The organism is Bacillus sp. JJ664, assembly GCF_036962205.1.
Classification (GTDB): Bacteria; Bacillota; Bacilli; order Bacillales; family Bacillaceae_G; genus Gottfriedia.
In genome coordinates, this window is record NZ_JBALMS010000051.1 from 88,682 (window position 1) to 104,640 (window position 15,959).

Genomic DNA, 15,959 nt, shown 5'->3' on the forward strand with positions numbered 1-15,959 from the left:
TATAGAAAAAACACCTGTTATAGGTGTTTTTTTGTAGAATCATCCAATAGGTTAATGCCGATATAAAATTTACTTAAATCATGGATTTCTCTTGGGTTTAAGTTGGTTAATTCAGTAATCTTATTTAGACGATATAGAAGTGTATTGATATGAATATGCAATGATTGTGCAGTGTTTTTTAATGATTGATTATGTTTAATGTATTCTTCAATTGTAATAAAAAGTTCTTTTTCGTTAATGATAGGTGCAATCGTTCTTTCAATAAAAGTACTTTTCGTTTCGTTTGATAGATCTTGCAGGATTAAATCAATTGTGAGATCTTCATCAAATACAATTGAATTCGTTTTACTTGATACTTTTAGTGCTCGAACTGCTTGATGATAGGATTTACTCAATTGTTTAGGGTGGGTTGGTTGACCCACACCAGTCGCAATTTTTAAGTGTAAGCGACTTTGTACGTAATACAGGATAGATTCGACAAGCTTAAGATTTTGCGATTTTGTAGAAGATTGCTCAACTCTACATAATACAACTAGACGATTATTTCCCCAGCGAATAAATAATTCATCACTTTGTCTGTTATTCCAATCGAAAATAATTTGTCTAGTATCTGAAAGCTTACTTTGATGCTCCCATTCAAAAATAAGTACTTGTCTTTGAAATGTTAAATCAATATTAAGCATTTGAGCACGCTCATAAAAAGATTCATCCCATTCATCTTGCTGGATCCAATCAAAAACGAATGCCTCAAGACCTCGTTGTGTGAGTTCGATTTGATCAGTATAATAATTTTCACTAATGAGTAGTTCAGTCATTCGTCTCAACATTTCTCCAAAAGGGGAAATTAAATCTGGCTCACCAGTTATTCCGATTACACCGATGATTTCATTTTGAAAGAAGACAGGTAAATTGATCCCAGCCTTTACACCTTTTAATCGTTTTTCATCTTCCGTTGTGATAATAAAAGTTGTTCCTTGCTTAATGGCAATCAATGCACCCTCGTGAAAAGTACCTGTTCGAGCTTGATCCGTACTTGCAATAATGACTCCATCCGTATTGATTATAATAATATCCTCATGGATTAGTTTTCTAACTTCATTAATTATTTTTGTAGCCAGTTCATCTAAGATCATGATGTTGTCTCCTGTCACGATAGTTAGTGTAATTATAAATAAAAATGTATGTAAAATAAAACATTTCTTTTACAAGGAAAATTGCATATTCAATGCCTTTTGTTTTTAAAACGGCAAAAAAATCAATACATAAAATTGGGATTCTACAGAGATTCTTTATACTGTCATAATGCTCAATGAATAATCTCATAATCTAGTTTCTACTATTAAATAATAAATTAGTTCATTCAATTTTTAAATTTTCCATTTCTCTACATTTTAGATGATTATATAGCGCACTTACTTTACATGTGATAATGTAATAACATCTACCAAAGTATGAAATTTAACCGAGATGGGGTGTGTAGTATTTCTATGGTAAGACGGTTTTTCAAATATTATATACCACACAAAAAACTATTTTATATAGACTTTTTTTGTGCGGTGTTTGTTGGATTAATGGAACTTGGATTTCCACTTGCTGTCTCGTGGTTTATTGATCAGCTTCTACCTGAGGGGAATTGGAGTTTAATCATTGCGGTAAGTGTTGGACTTCTAGCACTCTATTTAATTAGTTCGGGAATGCAATTTGTTGTTAACTACTGGGGACATAAATTAGGGATTAATATCGAGACTGACATGCGACGTGAGTTGTTTAATCATGTACAGCGTCAGTCATTCCGTTTCTTTGATAATACAAAGACTGGACATATTATGAGCCGAATTACGAATGACTTAATGGATATCGGAGAATTAGCGCATCATGGACCTGAAGATTTATTCATTGCGATCATGACGTTTATCGGTGCATTTTGGATTATGCTTGCAATTAATGTGAAATTGGCACTAGTAGCAATCATCATTGTACCGTTTCTTGTATGGTTGATTTCATATTCAAATATGAAAATGAATACTTCTTGGAGTCAAATGTACGGAAATATTGCAAATGTAAATTCCCAAGTGGAAGATAGTGTTTCAGGGGTTAGAGTTGTCCAATCATTTACAAATGAGCAATACGAAATGAAGCGTTTCAACAAAAATAATCAATTTTTCCGTAAAACTAAATTGAGAGCTTATAAAGTAATGAGTTGGAATCTGTTAGGAATCTATGTCTCAACTCGACTAATGACGCTTGCCATCTTAGTTTTTGGAGCATGGCTTAGTTTTACAGGAATATTATCTTATGGTGAGTTAGTTGCCTTCATATTGTACTTAAACATTTTATTTAAGCCAATCGATAAAATCAGTGCGTTACTTGAACTATATCCAAAAGGGATGGCAGGTTTTAAGCGATTTACAGAACTGATGGATTCAGAACCAGATATTGAAGATGTACCAGATGCAATCGAAGTTTCATCTTTAAAAGGAGATATTCGTTTCCAACATGTTACTTTTGGTTATGAGAACAAACGCACGATCTTAAATGATATGTCATTTTCGATTGAAGCTGGGAAAACAGTTGCTTTTGTTGGTCCATCTGGAGCAGGTAAAACAACGATTTGTTCATTGATTCCACGTTTCTATGATGTATTAGAGGGATCAATTTCAATTGATGGAATTGATCTTCGTGAAATGACAAAGAAATCACTGCGTTCAAATATTGGTATTGTTCAACAAGATGTTTTCCTATTTACAGGTACTTTGAGAGAAAATATTGCATATGGAAAATTAGGAGCATCTCAAGAAGAAATAGAAGAAGCTGCTAGAAAAGCTCATCTGACAGATTTAATCGCTTCATTACCAGATGGGTATGAAACGCAAATAGGTGAAAGAGGATTAAAGCTTTCTGGGGGTCAAAAGCAGCGATTGGCGATTGCTAGAATGTTCTTAAAAAATCCGCCAATTTTAATATTAGACGAAGCTACTTCAGCACTTGATACTGAAACAGAAGCAATTATCCAAGAAGCATTAAATGATCTAGCAAAAGATCGAACAACTCTTATTATTGCACACCGTTTAGGTACGATAAAAAAAGCTGATCGTATTCTTGTCATTACTGATGAAGGAATTGCAGAAGATGGTACACATAAAGAGCTACTTTCTCAAGAGAATGGGATTTTTGCAAAATTGCATGCACACCAACATTGATTATGATATTGCGTTAAACTAACAATAAAGTCGATTTCCAAATATGGAAATCGGCTCTTTTTTTGCGAATATGTACTTAAATCATACAATCCTCATTCATTATTCATGTAATTTTGTTTCTCCAAGTAATCTAAAACAGTCTTTGAATATTGATGATGAGATTCTTGCGTATATTTGGCAATGGTATAAATTTGAGCTAAATTCTTTAACCCTAATTGTTCTGTCATTTCTTTTAGCTTGGGGATGTCCATATAGCGTTTCCAGCCCTTTTCATCTCTGTCTTTGTAGATTTTAAGGATTTCTTCATTTGAGTAATCATTGTACTGTTCATAATGAACTAACCCGTGACGTGGAAGTCGATCGCGCAATGGTGGATTTTCTTTTGGATAGCCTAATGAATAACCTACAATTGGCACAACATTTGGTGGTAAATTAAGGATCTCACCAATCTGATTACAATTTGCGAGTGTAGAGCCCATATAACAAAGACCTAGTCCAGCATTCTCTGCCGCCAAAGCACAGTTTTGTGCTACCAAAGTTGCATCAATCGTACCAATCATAAAACTCATAAAATTATCAAAATGTACTGGTGCATCGTTTAGTGTAAGCCATTTTCTCATTCGATTAAAATCTGCACAAAAAGTTAAAAGTATGGGAGCATCAATAACCATTGATTGATCCATATGAGCGGTATATAATTTTTTCTTCAGTTCTTTGTCTTTCGTGACAATAATGGAATAAGATTGCATATTGCCACTAGAAGAAGCACGAATACCAGCATCTAATATTTGTTCCAACAGTTCTTGACTGACATCCTTATCCTCATATTCTCGTATTGATTTGTGCCCATGTAAAACATCATTTAATTCCAAAACTATCACTCCCCATAAAAGGTTTATTAGAAATAAAAAGAAAATCATATCCAATATCGAGAAAAATTCTCTTTTTTCGACATAAATTCTGAATAATCAAATTATAGTGCAAGATGAATATAAAATCCATTTTTGTTTATTGTTCTTTTCTGAAGTATCGTTGCTTTTTTGACTGAAATAAAGACAGAAGTTGATTACAACGGAAGGCGCGAGATTCCTGTGGGAGATGAGGGAAGGGTGAGACCACGCAGGAGGACCACAGGACGTGGGTCATGCATGCGTTGTGACAGCACGGACGTCGTGGTTTTAGCAAGCAATCCATTCCGCCCCACGGAAAGGTTGCATCCGGGAGTAGTAATCAACTAACACATTTTTTGTCCTAATAGATTAATGCATTCAATTAAAAATAAATTTCTCCTATCTCGAAAGTATTATTTTATTAATAAAATATTTAAAACAAAGATTATAGTTATAGAAATGACACAACTTGTTTCATAAAGTTTACAACTTTACCTTATTTGTTTATCGTTTCGAAACATTTAAAAACTACCCTTATTAAGAAATAGAGCAATTTATGAATGATAAATGGGGTAGATAAAAATGTGTGGATTCATTGGAATTTTATCTTCAAGTAGGAATGATAAAATAAATAGAAAATCAATAAAAGAATATAATAGAATAATTAATCATAGAGGACCTGATGATGAAGGATATTATCATGATGAATTTTTATCCCTCGGATTTAAGCGATTAAGTATTATAGATATCGAAAATGGTCACCAACCATTAAATTCCTTAGATCATAGATATTGGATTGTTTTTAATGGAGAAATTTATAACCATAAACAGTTAAAGAAAGAACTTGAAAAATTAGGATATGAATTTGAAACTAACTCTGATACTGAGGTGCTACTGTATGGATTTATTGAGTGGAAAGAAGAAGTGTTACATAAACTTCGAGGGATGTTCTCATTCTTAATATGGGATTCTATTACACAAACCTTATTTGGAGCACGAGATCCATTTGGAATTAAACCTCTCTACTATTATGAAACTGGAAATGAAATAGTATTTTCCTCTGAAAGTAAAGTTATTGGTAGAGTAGTAGAGGATTTAAATGTTAATTCATTAGAATTAGATCCAATTGCATTACAGCATTATTTATCATTTCAATATGTTCCAGAACCAAATACAATCTATTCTGAAGTAAAGAAAATTGAACCTGGTACTTATTTCATAAAAAAACTGTATCAAGGAATCATGATAAAACCTTATTGGAAACCATCCTTTACTCCAGCAGTACATTCCAAAGAAGTTTTGATCAAAGAGATTAGAGATGTGCTAATAGATTCTGTAGCTATGCACATGAGAAGTGATGTTCCTGTAGGTGCATTTTTGTCGGGAGGTATCGATTCAACTGCCACCGTTGCAATTGCTCGTCAAATTAATCCTAAACTTAAAACATTCTCAGTAGGATTTGAAAATAAAGGTTTTAGTGAAATCGATGTTGCTAAGGAGTCTGCTTTAGCGTTAGATGTTGAAAATATTCATCGGTTTATTACCCCAAGAGAATATATTGAAGAATTACCAAAAATCATTTGGCACTTAGATGATCCCTTAGCAGATCCGGCCGCAATCCCACTGTATTTTGTGGCTAAGGAAGCTAGAAAGCATGTAACAGTAGTACTTTCTGGCGAAGGGGCAGATGAATTATTTGGTGGCTATAATATATATAAAGAGCCCAACTCTTTAAAAATGTTTGAATATCTCCCAACTAATTTAAAACGTGGGTTGAAACATTTGTCTACGATTATGCCAATTGGAATGAGAGGTAAGAGTTTTATAGAAAGAGGAAGCACCCCTTTGGAAGAAAGATATATAGGGAATGCAAAAATATTTGAGGAAAATGAAAAGAAGAAAATCTATTTAAATCATGATAGCTCAGTGAAATACAGTTCAATATTAGAACCTTACTATAACTTAGTTAAGCAGGAACCACTCGTCAATCAAATGCAATTTATTGATATGCATACGTGGCTAAGAGGAGATATTTTAGTAAAAGCTGATAAAATGACAATGGCAAACTCGATTGAACTAAGAGTTCCTTTTTTAGATACTGAAGTATTTAAAGTTGCCTCTAAAATACCTGTCTCTTTAAAGATCTCCAATGGTACAACAAAGTATTTATTTAGGGAGGCAATGCGAGGAATCGTTCCTAATCATGTCATTGATCGGAAAAAACTCGGATTTCCCGTTCCAATTAGTCAATGGCTAAAAAACGAAATGTATGATTGGGCAATTAACCTTATACATGAAAGTCAAACAGAATACTTAATTGATAAATTTTATATGATGACTTTATTAGAAGAGCATTGTCTGAATAAAAAAGATAATAGTAGAAAAATATGGACTGTATTACAGTTCATGCTATGGCATCAAGTATTTATTGAAAAGAAATTTACTTTTGAAGATAAAAAGGAAGAAGTTAAATATAGTCAAATGACATAAAAAGTAAAGGGTAAGTACGAGTAAAGTAACTATAAAATTTATGGATTAGGTAACTAGGAACACTAAATAAACTTTGATTGTATTATGTAAAATTGATGGGCTGCTTCTGCAGTCCTTTTTTATATGAAAAGGTAGGAGAGAATGACCTTTTTTAACTGATTACCTATTTGCTGAAGCTTATCATTTTCTGCCAGTAAGTATTTTAAATAATTCTGCTGAGCTCTTCTTGTCTAATTGAACATATTCACTTGAAACATTTATGGCAAGTTCTACTTGATCTTGATTAGGACTAATCCAAAGCTCATGTAACACTGCTTTTGCCTGGATTTCTGGATTTTTAAACTCAAAAATAAATCTGTAATCGGCGATGCGTGCCATATCAACTTTTGCATGTTCCCAATCAGCCTTATCTAATATTTCTCTTACCTGTTGAACTTTATCATTATTCGTTACTACTTTAAATTCCTCATAATCCTTTGTCTCAGCAATTCGCTTTTCAACAATTATATTTTGTTCTTCACTTCCAGTTTGGTTTGAACAACCTGTTATAAAAATAGAGATGATGACAATAATCGTAATTAAATATTTCAAATTGATCCCCCTTATATATGAAGAAATTGATATAATGGAAATGACATTTTTTTCCTTTTATTTAGCATATCATAAGAGGTATACAGCCGGAGAATAAATGTTGGTAAAAACTCAGTGGAGGGTTAACATTTTACATTGAACCTCAACAAAGGATATTTAAGATCACCATTTTTTTCAAAAGGAAAGCGAAAAGTTTAAAGATTGGGGATTTTTTATGATGAGATTAGATCTGTTTATAACATTTATTGTATTCGGTGCTTATATAAACTTACTCTCAGAGATTGTCGCAGAATTCTTCAATTATTCACATATACTGATGTATGGACTGTCTGGGGGGATTATCGCTGGTTTCATTTTGTTAATGATAAAAAATATACCTGGGATTTCCCGTAAGACAATGAATATGAAATTAGCTTTAGTAATTATTATGATTAATGGTGGGATTTTTGGAATTATAGGGAAATATTTTGGTCTATAAAAATATTGTTTGGTACCGAATAGCCCACGGAGTTATTAACCACATACTTATCTGTATGTGGTTTTTTAGTTTCATATTTAGTAACATAAAAACAAATTGTGAGTTTAGTATAGTATGAAATATTAATAATGGATTAAATGTGAAAAACAGTATAACAAAAAAGAAATTACAAAATGTAGTTGAGATTTTTTTCTATGTTTTGTGTAATGAACTTTTGAAAATAAGGACCAATAAAATATAGTTTGGACTAGTTTTTTTATTAGCAACTATAGGTTGCACCTTGATGCGCCTATAACTATCTTTACTTTTGCCATGCACTCTATCAATACTGGAAATAAGGAAAGGTGATGAATAAAATGATTTTTAGCGAACGATTAAAAAAGGAACGGGAAAAAAGAGGTTGGTCACAATCGGATCTTGCTGAAAAAATTCATGTTAGTCGTCAATCAGTTTCAAAATGGGAAACTGGTAAGAACTATCCGAGTATCGAAGTTATTATTAATTTGAGTGATCTATTCAGTATTACGATAGATGAAATGTTAAGGAGTGACGATGAATTGAAAGAAAAAGTAATCCGAGATAGTAAGAAATTGGCGTATCCGAAATGGAAAATGTTCTTTGATAATGTAGTTCTAATAGGAATCATCTTATTAGTAGCGAAATTAATTATTATAGGATTAAATCATTTTTTTGATGCAAATATAATTATTTCAAAAGGCTTACCAAAAATTCTATCCAATTTTTTACCATTAGCTTTAATGGTGATTGGTAGTATTGGTTCGGAACAGTTGAAAAATAAATATGTTGATTAGTTGATGAAGGGTAGCCAATGCTATCCTTTTTAGATAGGAAAGGATACTGATCCGAAAAGAGTTTTTCAGTTCAGTTCATTTCAAACAAGAACCTCTAGAGATTGAGGATCCTCAGTTTGTATTCATTGATGATGAAAAAAAAACGATTGAATCTTTAGTGGGTTTAAATGATCGTATATCAAATATAGAAAATATAAATCGTTATGTTTTAATGGTCGAAGATGGAATGGAATTACTTCATAGGAAGAGCGTCTAAAACTTTTTTTTACTCAGAAAGCGAACCAACCAATTATGAAAATGATGAGAATTGGAAGCCTTTAACTGAGGAATAATTATGTAATGTTCAACTAACAAAAATTGAAGAAAAAGAGTTGCTACGGGAGCTCTTGATTCATGTATTCTTACAATTTCTGTTAATATTCTCTTTACTTTACGCTCGTCTCTTTGATACAATATCATTCCGTCTGAAAATTCGGTGTTCTATTTAAGTAAGGAGGTTAGGAAAAATGGAAACACAAGCATATGAAGAAGAACTTCAGCAGTTAAATACAATTATGAACGAAATTGACCGGCAGTTAAAGAAGCTTGAAGGTGTCCCTATTTATGCAGGGAGTGATGTAACAGAACAAGTATTAGAAGGGATACGAGAAACAAATCGTAGAAACCTTCGGATCGCCATAAATGAGCCATACTTTGGGCGAATGGATTTTCAAGAAGAAGGCAAGGAATCTGTGCCACTTTATATTGGGAAAATTGGTGTTTCTGACATAACGACTGAAGATCCGATGGTTATTGATTGGCGTGCACCTGTTGCTAGCATGTTTTACTCATTTACAGGAGGAGACGATCTCGCTTATTATGACTCTCCTGAAGGAATCATAGAAGGCTTAATTTATCTTAAGCGAAATATTGTCATCCGCAAAAAAAATCTTCAGCGCGTTGTAGATACATATATAAAAGGCAGCCAAAATGAATCCGTTACTGATGATTTTCTACTATATCGATTAAGCGAAAACAAAGATAACCGTTTAAAGGATATTGTTTCAACAATTCAATCCGAACAAAATGATATTATTCGTTCATCCAAAAAAACTCCATTAATCATTCAAGGAGTTGCCGGAAGCGGTAAAACAACCGTTGCCCTGCATCGTCTTGCTTACCTAATTTATCAATATCGTGAAACAATACGTGCAGAAAAAATGATTATATTTGCACCAAATAACATGTTCCTCAATTACATTTCTAACGTACTTCCTGAGCTGGGAGTAGGTGGTATTCAACAAACAACATTTACAGATTGGGCTTTAACAATATTAGACTATGAAGTAACTGCTAAAGATTCTTCAGAGAATATAGAAAAATGGTTCAATACTGGTGTCGATCGCCCTGAAATAAACGAAACTACACCTGGCAAGTGGAAAGGCTCAACTCACTTTAAAGACTACATTGATCATTGCATTGAAAAATATGAAACATCAGCTGTTCCTGACAGAGATTTTGAACCATGGAACAATATAAAAATCGAAAAAGAAACACTTCATCATTGGTTTAGTTACGAATACACGCATTATCCATTAGCTAAACGAAGAGAACGGATTGTAGCACGGATAAAAAAATGGATTGATGGTGAACTCAAAAATATAGAAGAAACGAATATTAAAAAAGATCGAAAGAAAAAAGCAACTCAGTATCTAACATCCTATATGAAGCAATGGCCTAAGCATACTGCTCTTTCATTCTATAAATCCTTGTTTGTACTAACTGACAAATCATCGGCAGACAGTATTCCTGCAGAGATTTTGAAGACGACCGCAATGAACTGCAAAAAGAAAGAAGTAGACCTAGAGGATCTCGCTCCGCTTGTCTATATTCACAACCGTCTGTATGGCATCGAGGCCCAGCACAAATATCATCATGTTATTATTGATGAAGCGCAGGATTTTTCACCTTTTCAAATTGCATTATTAAAGCAGATGGCGCAAGGGAACTCATTTACCATCCTGGGAGACTTATCGCAAGCTATTCATGAGTATCAAGGTATTAAAAGCTGGGACGAATTCTTAGAGATTTTCAATCATGATCAAGTTAAATATTACGAATTAAGCAGGAGCTATCGTTCTACAATGGAAATCATTCGCTTTGCTAATGAAATTATTTCAAAAGCAGATATCCCTGTTAGCCTAGCTAATCCTGTATTTAGGAGCGGCGAAAAAGTAAAAATGGTCGAAGTAGATGACACGAACAGGATTAATTTGATTATCAAATCCACCGAACAGCTTCAACATAATAAAATGGATACAATTGCAATCATTGGTCGTACAGAAAAAGAATGTGCAATGTTACATGACGCACTGACAGAAGCAGGTGTGTCTGCTACCTTTATTCACTCAAAACAACGCAAATATGAAGGTGGCATCTCAGTCGTTCCAGTATACCTTGCGAAAGGACTTGAATTTGATGCTGTATTACTTATGGATGTAGACAATCAACATTACGAAGCTACAAATCAAGACGCAAAGCTGCTCTACGTTGGATGTACACGTGCTCTACACGAGCTATGGGTACTATATTCTGGGCGTAAATCTCCTCTGATTGAGGACATTGATCTACAGCTATACACGAATACGATTTAATTAAAACGATCCTCTAGTCGGACATGTTTATTAGACGTTCCTTCTCAAAAAGAGTCACAAATGTGTGGCTTTTTTTCATGTAAAATAGTTTTGCTTTTTGTGCAGACTGAGGAATGAGTTTATCTAGAGTGTTAGAAAATGCAGGATGTTTCGTTGTAATCTAGAAATTTTATAATGTGATTTATTATGATTCTTGAATTTTTTTAATTAATAGTGTGTAAGGAGGAGATTACTTTGAATCGAATTGCTCTGCTTATAAACGTACTAGATTCAACGTATGATAAGGAAAGTTGGTATGCTCCACTCAAAAATGCCATTGAAAGAGTCACTGCTGAACAGGCGACTTGGAGACCGAACGGTGAAGCTACTAAAACAATATGGGAGAATGTTAATCATCTTATTTATTACAAAGAGAGATTTGTTGCGAACATGGAAGGCCGTGAATGGACACTTAATCTCGATGGTGATCAAACCTTTTATCTCACAGATCAATCAAAGGAAGAACAAGAATGGAAGAAAGTGGTTGACCGTGTGGAAAAAGCTCACAATAGTTTAAGAGATTTATTAAGTAAAACTTCTATTGAAGAGCTCGATAAACATTCTATTGAAAGCAAACTACTGGATATTTTTCTTCATGATGCTTATCATACTGGGCAAATTATTCAGATTAGAAAAATGCAAGGGTTATGGCCGTCTCATCGTTGATTGAACGAAGAATTAAAATAGATCATTAGTACCTCAAAATTTCTACTATACTTAGTACAAAAAGGCATTGCTTCTGAGCAATGCCTTTTTCTCAAAATGATTATGAAATGTTTTCTTCCCATAAACCTAATGGGCAAGTACCCTAAATTGCAGCTTTAAATAAATCAAAGTGTAAGATCTAAATCCCATCTTTCTTCAATTAACATTGTATCTGTCCATTCATCATTAGGTTTTTCTTCAGTTAATGTAAATTGATACTTTTTATAGAGATGGCGAGCTGCTTCTAATGTGCTAATTGTCCATAAAAATACATGATCGTACTTCTGCTTAATACAAAATCCAAGAGCTGCCTCAATTAGACTTTTTCCGATACCCATCCCTTGATAGTTTTCATCTAGAATAAACCATCTAAGTTGTGCAATTTGATCACTGAATTTAGTAATTGCAATTGAACCTACGATTTCTCCGTTTACTTCAGCAACCCATAATTCTCCACCATCATTATTTAAGAGGAAATCTGTTAATCCCTTCATCACGTAATATTCAAAAAATTCGCCAAATTGATAAGTTGAGCTATATATTTTTCCATGTAGATAAGCAACGTATCCTACATCCCCAGGTGAAAAAGAACGAATACTGACTTTAGGTTTGAGTGCTTTACTATCTGTGAAAATTTCTTCAATTGTTTCCATAGAAGTAACTAGTTTAGAAAGGCTATGCTCAGTTAAGTTTTTGATCATCATATCTACGCCACTGTTTGCATTTTGCACTAAGTCATTATAAATAGTGGTACCATGCTCTGTTAAAAATAAACTATATTGACGTTTGTCTTTAGGGGATTGCTTTTTAATCATAATCTTTTCATCTTCAAATCGTTGAATAATACGGCTTAAATACCCACGGTCAATCCCTAAGTTTTCTTGAATTTCTGTTGCGGTACAACCGTTTCTATAATGAATTTCTGTAATGACCCGAGCTTCTGTTAAAGGAAAAGGTTTATGATAAATCTTTTGGTCAATCTTACCTAATACATTTGCGTAAAATCTGTTAAATTTACGAATTTTTTCTACAACATGAATAGTACCCATAAAAACCACCTTAATATTTTGAATTTTAAATTAATTACTTATAATATATTATATTTAGTTGACAAAATCAACTAAATTGAAATATTTTATTTCTATCTCACTATGTAAAAAACAAAATCGATTATAATCTTGAATCAGGAAGTTTATGGTATGTAATATGTTGACTACATTATTTGGGGTGGAGAGTACTGAATGAATATCAATGTTATTTTTAATGAGCTACATGTATTGAAGTCAGAAAGAATCGTATTAAATTAAATTGAAGTTGAGCATTTGGAGTCCTTATTTGCAATTTATGATAATGAAGCAGTTTTTAACTACTGTGGTATTATTCCGAAGCATAATAAGGAAACTGTAAAGAAAATGATTGGACATTTCGAGCGTGATTTCGGAAAAAAAACGAGAGTTAAGTGGGGAATATTTACGAACGATGCGTTAGTTGGAATTATTGAAGCTTTTGATTTTAATCAAAAAGTGAATATGGTGACAATAGGATATTATTTAGCTGAAGAATATTGGGGAAGCGGAATTGCAACAGAAGCGGTAAGTGTACTAATGGAATTTTTAATTAATGAAGGAAACGTAAATAGAATTCAGGCAGAAGTAATGCCACAAAATGAACTATCTAAAAAAGTTTTACTGAAAAATGGATTTCTAAAAGAAGGTACACTTAGACAAGCAGCAATGTGGTCAGGAAAAGGTGTAGTAGATTTAGAAATATATAGTATCTTAAAAGAGGAATATCTGAAATAAATAGAGTTAAATAGAAGAATTTATAATCAACATCCTAATCATAAACAAGATCTCAAGATGCAAATTGAGGTCTTTTTTTGTACTGTTTATTAAAACTCTACCGAAAAATCAAAAGCTTTATAAGGTAATTACATAAATTGGTAATGTTTTGAAAAAAATACTTTTACATAGATTCATAATTTGAAGGAGGATAAAATGCGGAAACAATTTTTAAAAGGTCCGTTGATTTATTTCATTATTTTCGTTTTGTTTTTTGTAGACAATGATCAAATCGTAAAGGTAAGTGCATTTTCAAATCAAGTGATTCAAATGGGCGCAGTTGGTGAAGACGTAATAGAACTTCAATCACGACTGAAATATAACGGCTATTATACAAGTAAAGTAGATGGTGTTTTTGGTTATAACACATACTGGGCTCTAAGAAACTTTCAAAATAACTTTGGACTACCAGTAGATGGGATTGCTGGTGCTAAGACAAAGGCAATGCTAGTGAAAGCAACAAAATATGAAAAAACTGGCACGAGTGCTGGTTCAAATGTACCAAGTGGGTATTCGCAAAATGATATTCAGTTAATGGCAAATGCAGTATACGGGGAGTCTCGAGGTGAGCCATATATTGGGCAAGTTGCAGTAGCAGCGGTCATATTAAACCGAGTTGGAAATTCAGCTTTCCCTAACACAGTATCGGGTGTGATTTTTGAACCAGGTGCATTCACTGCAGTAGCAGATGGTCAAATCTATTTAACTCCAAATGAAACTGCTAAGAAGGCTGTCTTAGATGCAGTAAATGGTTGGGACCCAAGTGATAATGCACTTTATTATTTTAATCCTAAAACTGCAACTAGTGCTTGGATTTGGAGTCGCCCACAAATTAAAACAATCGGAAATCATATTTTTTGTAGATAGGAGGTAGGTTCTATGTTGAAAGGAATATTAATTGGTGTGTTATCAATTGGTCTAATTGGTACAGCTTTTTGGGGTTATTCCGAACATAATGAAAAAAGAGCGGTTAAGATTCAGGCAGAAAATAACTATCAACGAGCATTTCATGAACTAACTTATGAAGTAGATTTACTTCATGATAAGATTGGTGACACTTTAGCAATGAAGTCAAAAACATCATTATCTCCTGCATTAGTAGAAGTTTGGGGTCTCACATCACAAGCGCATTCAAATGTGGGACAACTTCCTTTAAGATTATTACCTATTAATAAAACAGAAGAGTTTTTAAGTAATATTGGTGATTTTAGTTATCGGACTGCTGTTCGCGACCTTGACAAGGAGCCACTAAGTGAAAAAGAGTATGATACACTTCAAAGACTATACGAAAATTCTGCTGAAATTCAAGGTGAGTTAAGAAAAGTACAGCATTTGGTCTTTGAAGATAAATTAAGATGGATGGATGTAGAACTTGCATATGCAAAAGAACAAAACCCAAAAAATAATGTCATAATTGACGGATTTAAATCAGTAGAGAGTAGCGTTGCTTCTTACTCGGATGCAAATATGGACCCGGCGCTTACAAACTTCAAAGTGAATCGCAATAATCTTGCGAATGTAAAAGGTGAAAATATTACGAAAAGCCAAGCAAAAGAAATTGCGAAGAAGTTTCTTGAATTAAATGGTTCGGAGAAAATAAAAGTTAGTCATACCGGAGAAAAGCTAGAGGATCGTTATTATAGTTTAGAAATTACAGATCCAAAACAGAAAAATGAAATATATATGGATATTACGGAAAAAGGTGGCTACCCACTTTGGGTGATTAGTGATCGTGAAATAGGAAAGCAAAAAATTGATTTAAATAAAGCTTCTTTAAATGGATTGAAATTTTTAGAGAGAAATAAGTATCCAAATATGGAGCTTTTCCAAAGTTCACAGTATGACACAATCGGCGTCTTCACGTATGTTTCAAACATTAAGGGTGTTAGAATCTATCCGGAATTAGTTACAATGAAGATTGCCTTAGATGATGGAAGTATCGTTGGATTTTCAGCTAAGAACTATTTAGCAGCGTACACAAAAAGAAAAATTCCAGAACCTAAAATTTCTATTGAGGAAGCACGCAAAAGCGTTAATTCTAATATGAAAATAATGGAGGAAAGAAAAGCAATCATTTTAAACAAATTAAATCAAGAAATACTATGTTATGAATTTCTTGGCATAAGGGGTAATGACACCTACCAAGTCTTTATTAATGCAAACACAGCTGTAGAAGAACAAATTAAAAAACTGAATAATGTAGTAGAAAATTTTGATTAATACGATTGGAAACCTTAGGACACATAACTAAGGTTTTCTTTTTTTGCAAATAACCTAATG

12 protein-coding genes and 1 pseudogene are annotated in these 15,959 nt (G+C 33.0%); 9 read left to right on the forward strand and 4 right to left on the reverse strand.

Annotated elements, in window-relative coordinates; translation table 11 throughout:
- Positions 1-17 precede the first annotated feature (17 nt).
- The gene (locus V7056_RS09660; protein ID WP_499701422.1) at positions 18-1,133 is read right to left on the reverse strand and encodes a CdaR family transcriptional regulator; all 1,116 of its coding nucleotides are present in this window, start codon (positions 1,131-1,133) and stop codon (positions 18-20) included.
- Positions 1,134-1,487: 354 nt separating this feature from the next.
- On the opposite strand from V7056_RS09660, the gene V7056_RS09665 reads away from it, so the two are divergent.
- The gene (locus V7056_RS09665; RefSeq protein ID WP_499701424.1) at positions 1,488-3,200 is read left to right on the forward strand and encodes an ABC transporter ATP-binding protein; all 1,713 of its coding nucleotides are present in this window, start codon (positions 1,488-1,490) and stop codon (positions 3,198-3,200) included.
- Between the two features lie 92 nt (positions 3,201-3,292).
- Here the strand turns inward: V7056_RS09665 and V7056_RS09670 are convergent, their stop codons facing one another.
- On the reverse strand, positions 3,293-4,072 hold the full coding sequence (locus V7056_RS09670; RefSeq protein ID WP_499701426.1) for a nitroreductase family protein: 780 nt from the start codon (positions 4,070-4,072) through the stop codon (positions 3,293-3,295).
- Positions 4,073-4,672: 600 nt separating this feature from the next.
- Here V7056_RS09670 and asnB point away from each other — a divergent pair.
- A complete protein-coding gene (gene asnB, locus V7056_RS09675) occupies positions 4,673-6,580 on the forward strand; it encodes an asparagine synthase (glutamine-hydrolyzing) (RefSeq protein ID WP_499701428.1) in 1,908 nt (635 codons plus the stop codon).
- 180 nt (positions 6,581-6,760) lie between these two features.
- Here asnB and V7056_RS09680 read toward each other — a convergent pair whose 3' ends face one another.
- Positions 6,761-7,177 carry a YhfM domain-containing protein gene (locus tag V7056_RS09680; protein WP_499701576.1) on the reverse strand — a complete coding sequence of 139 codons (417 nt, stop codon included), beginning with the start codon at positions 7,175-7,177 and terminating at the stop codon, positions 6,761-6,763.
- A 208-nt stretch (positions 7,178-7,385) separates the two neighbouring features.
- Between V7056_RS09680 and V7056_RS09685 the strand changes: the two genes are divergently transcribed.
- The 4 genes from V7056_RS09685 (at position 7,386) to V7056_RS09700 (ending at position 11,799) form a co-directional block, all read left to right on the forward strand.
- Entirely contained in the window at positions 7,386-7,649 is a 264-nt protein-coding gene (locus tag V7056_RS09685) for a hypothetical protein (protein ID WP_499701430.1), read from the forward strand.
- Positions 7,650-8,005: 356 nt separating this feature from the next.
- Positions 8,006-8,461: a helix-turn-helix domain-containing protein gene (locus tag V7056_RS09690; protein ID WP_499701577.1), complete on the forward strand. Its 456-nt coding sequence runs from the start codon at positions 8,006-8,008 to the stop codon at positions 8,459-8,461.
- Positions 8,462-8,967: 506 nt separating this feature from the next.
- Positions 8,968-11,094, forward strand: coding sequence for a HelD family protein (locus V7056_RS09695; protein WP_499701432.1), 2,127 nt, complete (start codon positions 8,968-8,970; stop codon positions 11,092-11,094).
- Positions 11,095-11,328: 234 nt separating this feature from the next.
- Positions 11,329-11,799, forward strand: a complete 471-nt coding sequence (locus V7056_RS09700) for a DinB family protein (RefSeq protein WP_499701434.1) — start codon at positions 11,329-11,331, stop codon at positions 11,797-11,799.
- 164 nt (positions 11,800-11,963) lie between these two features.
- Here the strand turns inward: V7056_RS09700 and V7056_RS09705 are convergent, their stop codons facing one another.
- Positions 11,964-12,887 carry a bifunctional helix-turn-helix transcriptional regulator/GNAT family N-acetyltransferase gene (locus V7056_RS09705; RefSeq protein WP_499701436.1) on the reverse strand — a complete coding sequence of 308 codons (924 nt, stop codon included), beginning with the start codon at positions 12,885-12,887 and terminating at the stop codon, positions 11,964-11,966.
- Positions 12,888-13,079: 192 nt separating this feature from the next.
- On the opposite strand from V7056_RS09705, the pseudogene V7056_RS09710 reads away from it, so the two are divergent.
- The 3 genes and pseudogenes from V7056_RS09710 to ypeB all read left to right on the forward strand — a co-directional run bounded on the left by V7056_RS09710 (position 13,080) and on the right by ypeB (position 15,899).
- Positions 13,080-13,640 (forward strand): annotated as a pseudogene (locus V7056_RS09710) (GNAT family N-acetyltransferase).
- Positions 13,641-13,835: 195 nt separating this feature from the next.
- Positions 13,836-14,546: a spore cortex-lytic enzyme gene (sleB, locus tag V7056_RS09715; RefSeq protein WP_499701438.1), complete on the forward strand. Its 711-nt coding sequence runs from the start codon at positions 13,836-13,838 to the stop codon at positions 14,544-14,546.
- Positions 14,547-14,558: 12 nt separating this feature from the next.
- Positions 14,559-15,899, forward strand: a complete 1,341-nt coding sequence (ypeB, locus tag V7056_RS09720; protein ID WP_499701440.1) for a germination protein YpeB — start codon at positions 14,559-14,561, stop codon at positions 15,897-15,899.
- Positions 15,900-15,959 lie beyond the last annotated feature (60 nt).

Excerpts from the sequence above, each read along its gene's own strand:
- V7056_RS09705 (WP_499701436.1), bottom strand. The coding sequence starts at position 12,887 with ATGGGTACTATTCATGTTGTAGAAAAAATTCGTAAATTTAACAGATTT.
- V7056_RS09665 (WP_499701424.1), top strand. The coding sequence starts at position 1,488 with ATGGTAAGACGGTTTTTCAAATATTATATACCACACAAAAAACTATTT.
- V7056_RS09660 (WP_499701422.1), bottom strand. The coding sequence starts at position 1,133 with ATGATCTTAGATGAACTGGCTACAAAAATAATTAATGAAGTTAGAAAA.
- asnB (WP_499701428.1), top strand. The coding sequence starts at position 4,673 with ATGTGTGGATTCATTGGAATTTTATCTTCAAGTAGGAATGATAAAATA.
- V7056_RS09695 (WP_499701432.1), top strand. The coding sequence starts at position 8,968 with ATGGAAACACAAGCATATGAAGAAGAACTTCAGCAGTTAAATACAATT.
- V7056_RS09690 (WP_499701577.1), top strand. The coding sequence starts at position 8,006 with ATGATTTTTAGCGAACGATTAAAAAAGGAACGGGAAAAAAGAGGTTGG.
- V7056_RS09685 (WP_499701430.1), top strand. The coding sequence starts at position 7,386 with ATGATGAGATTAGATCTGTTTATAACATTTATTGTATTCGGTGCTTAT.
- ypeB (WP_499701440.1), top strand. The coding sequence starts at position 14,559 with ATGTTGAAAGGAATATTAATTGGTGTGTTATCAATTGGTCTAATTGGT.
- sleB (WP_499701438.1), top strand. The coding sequence starts at position 13,836 with ATGCGGAAACAATTTTTAAAAGGTCCGTTGATTTATTTCATTATTTTC.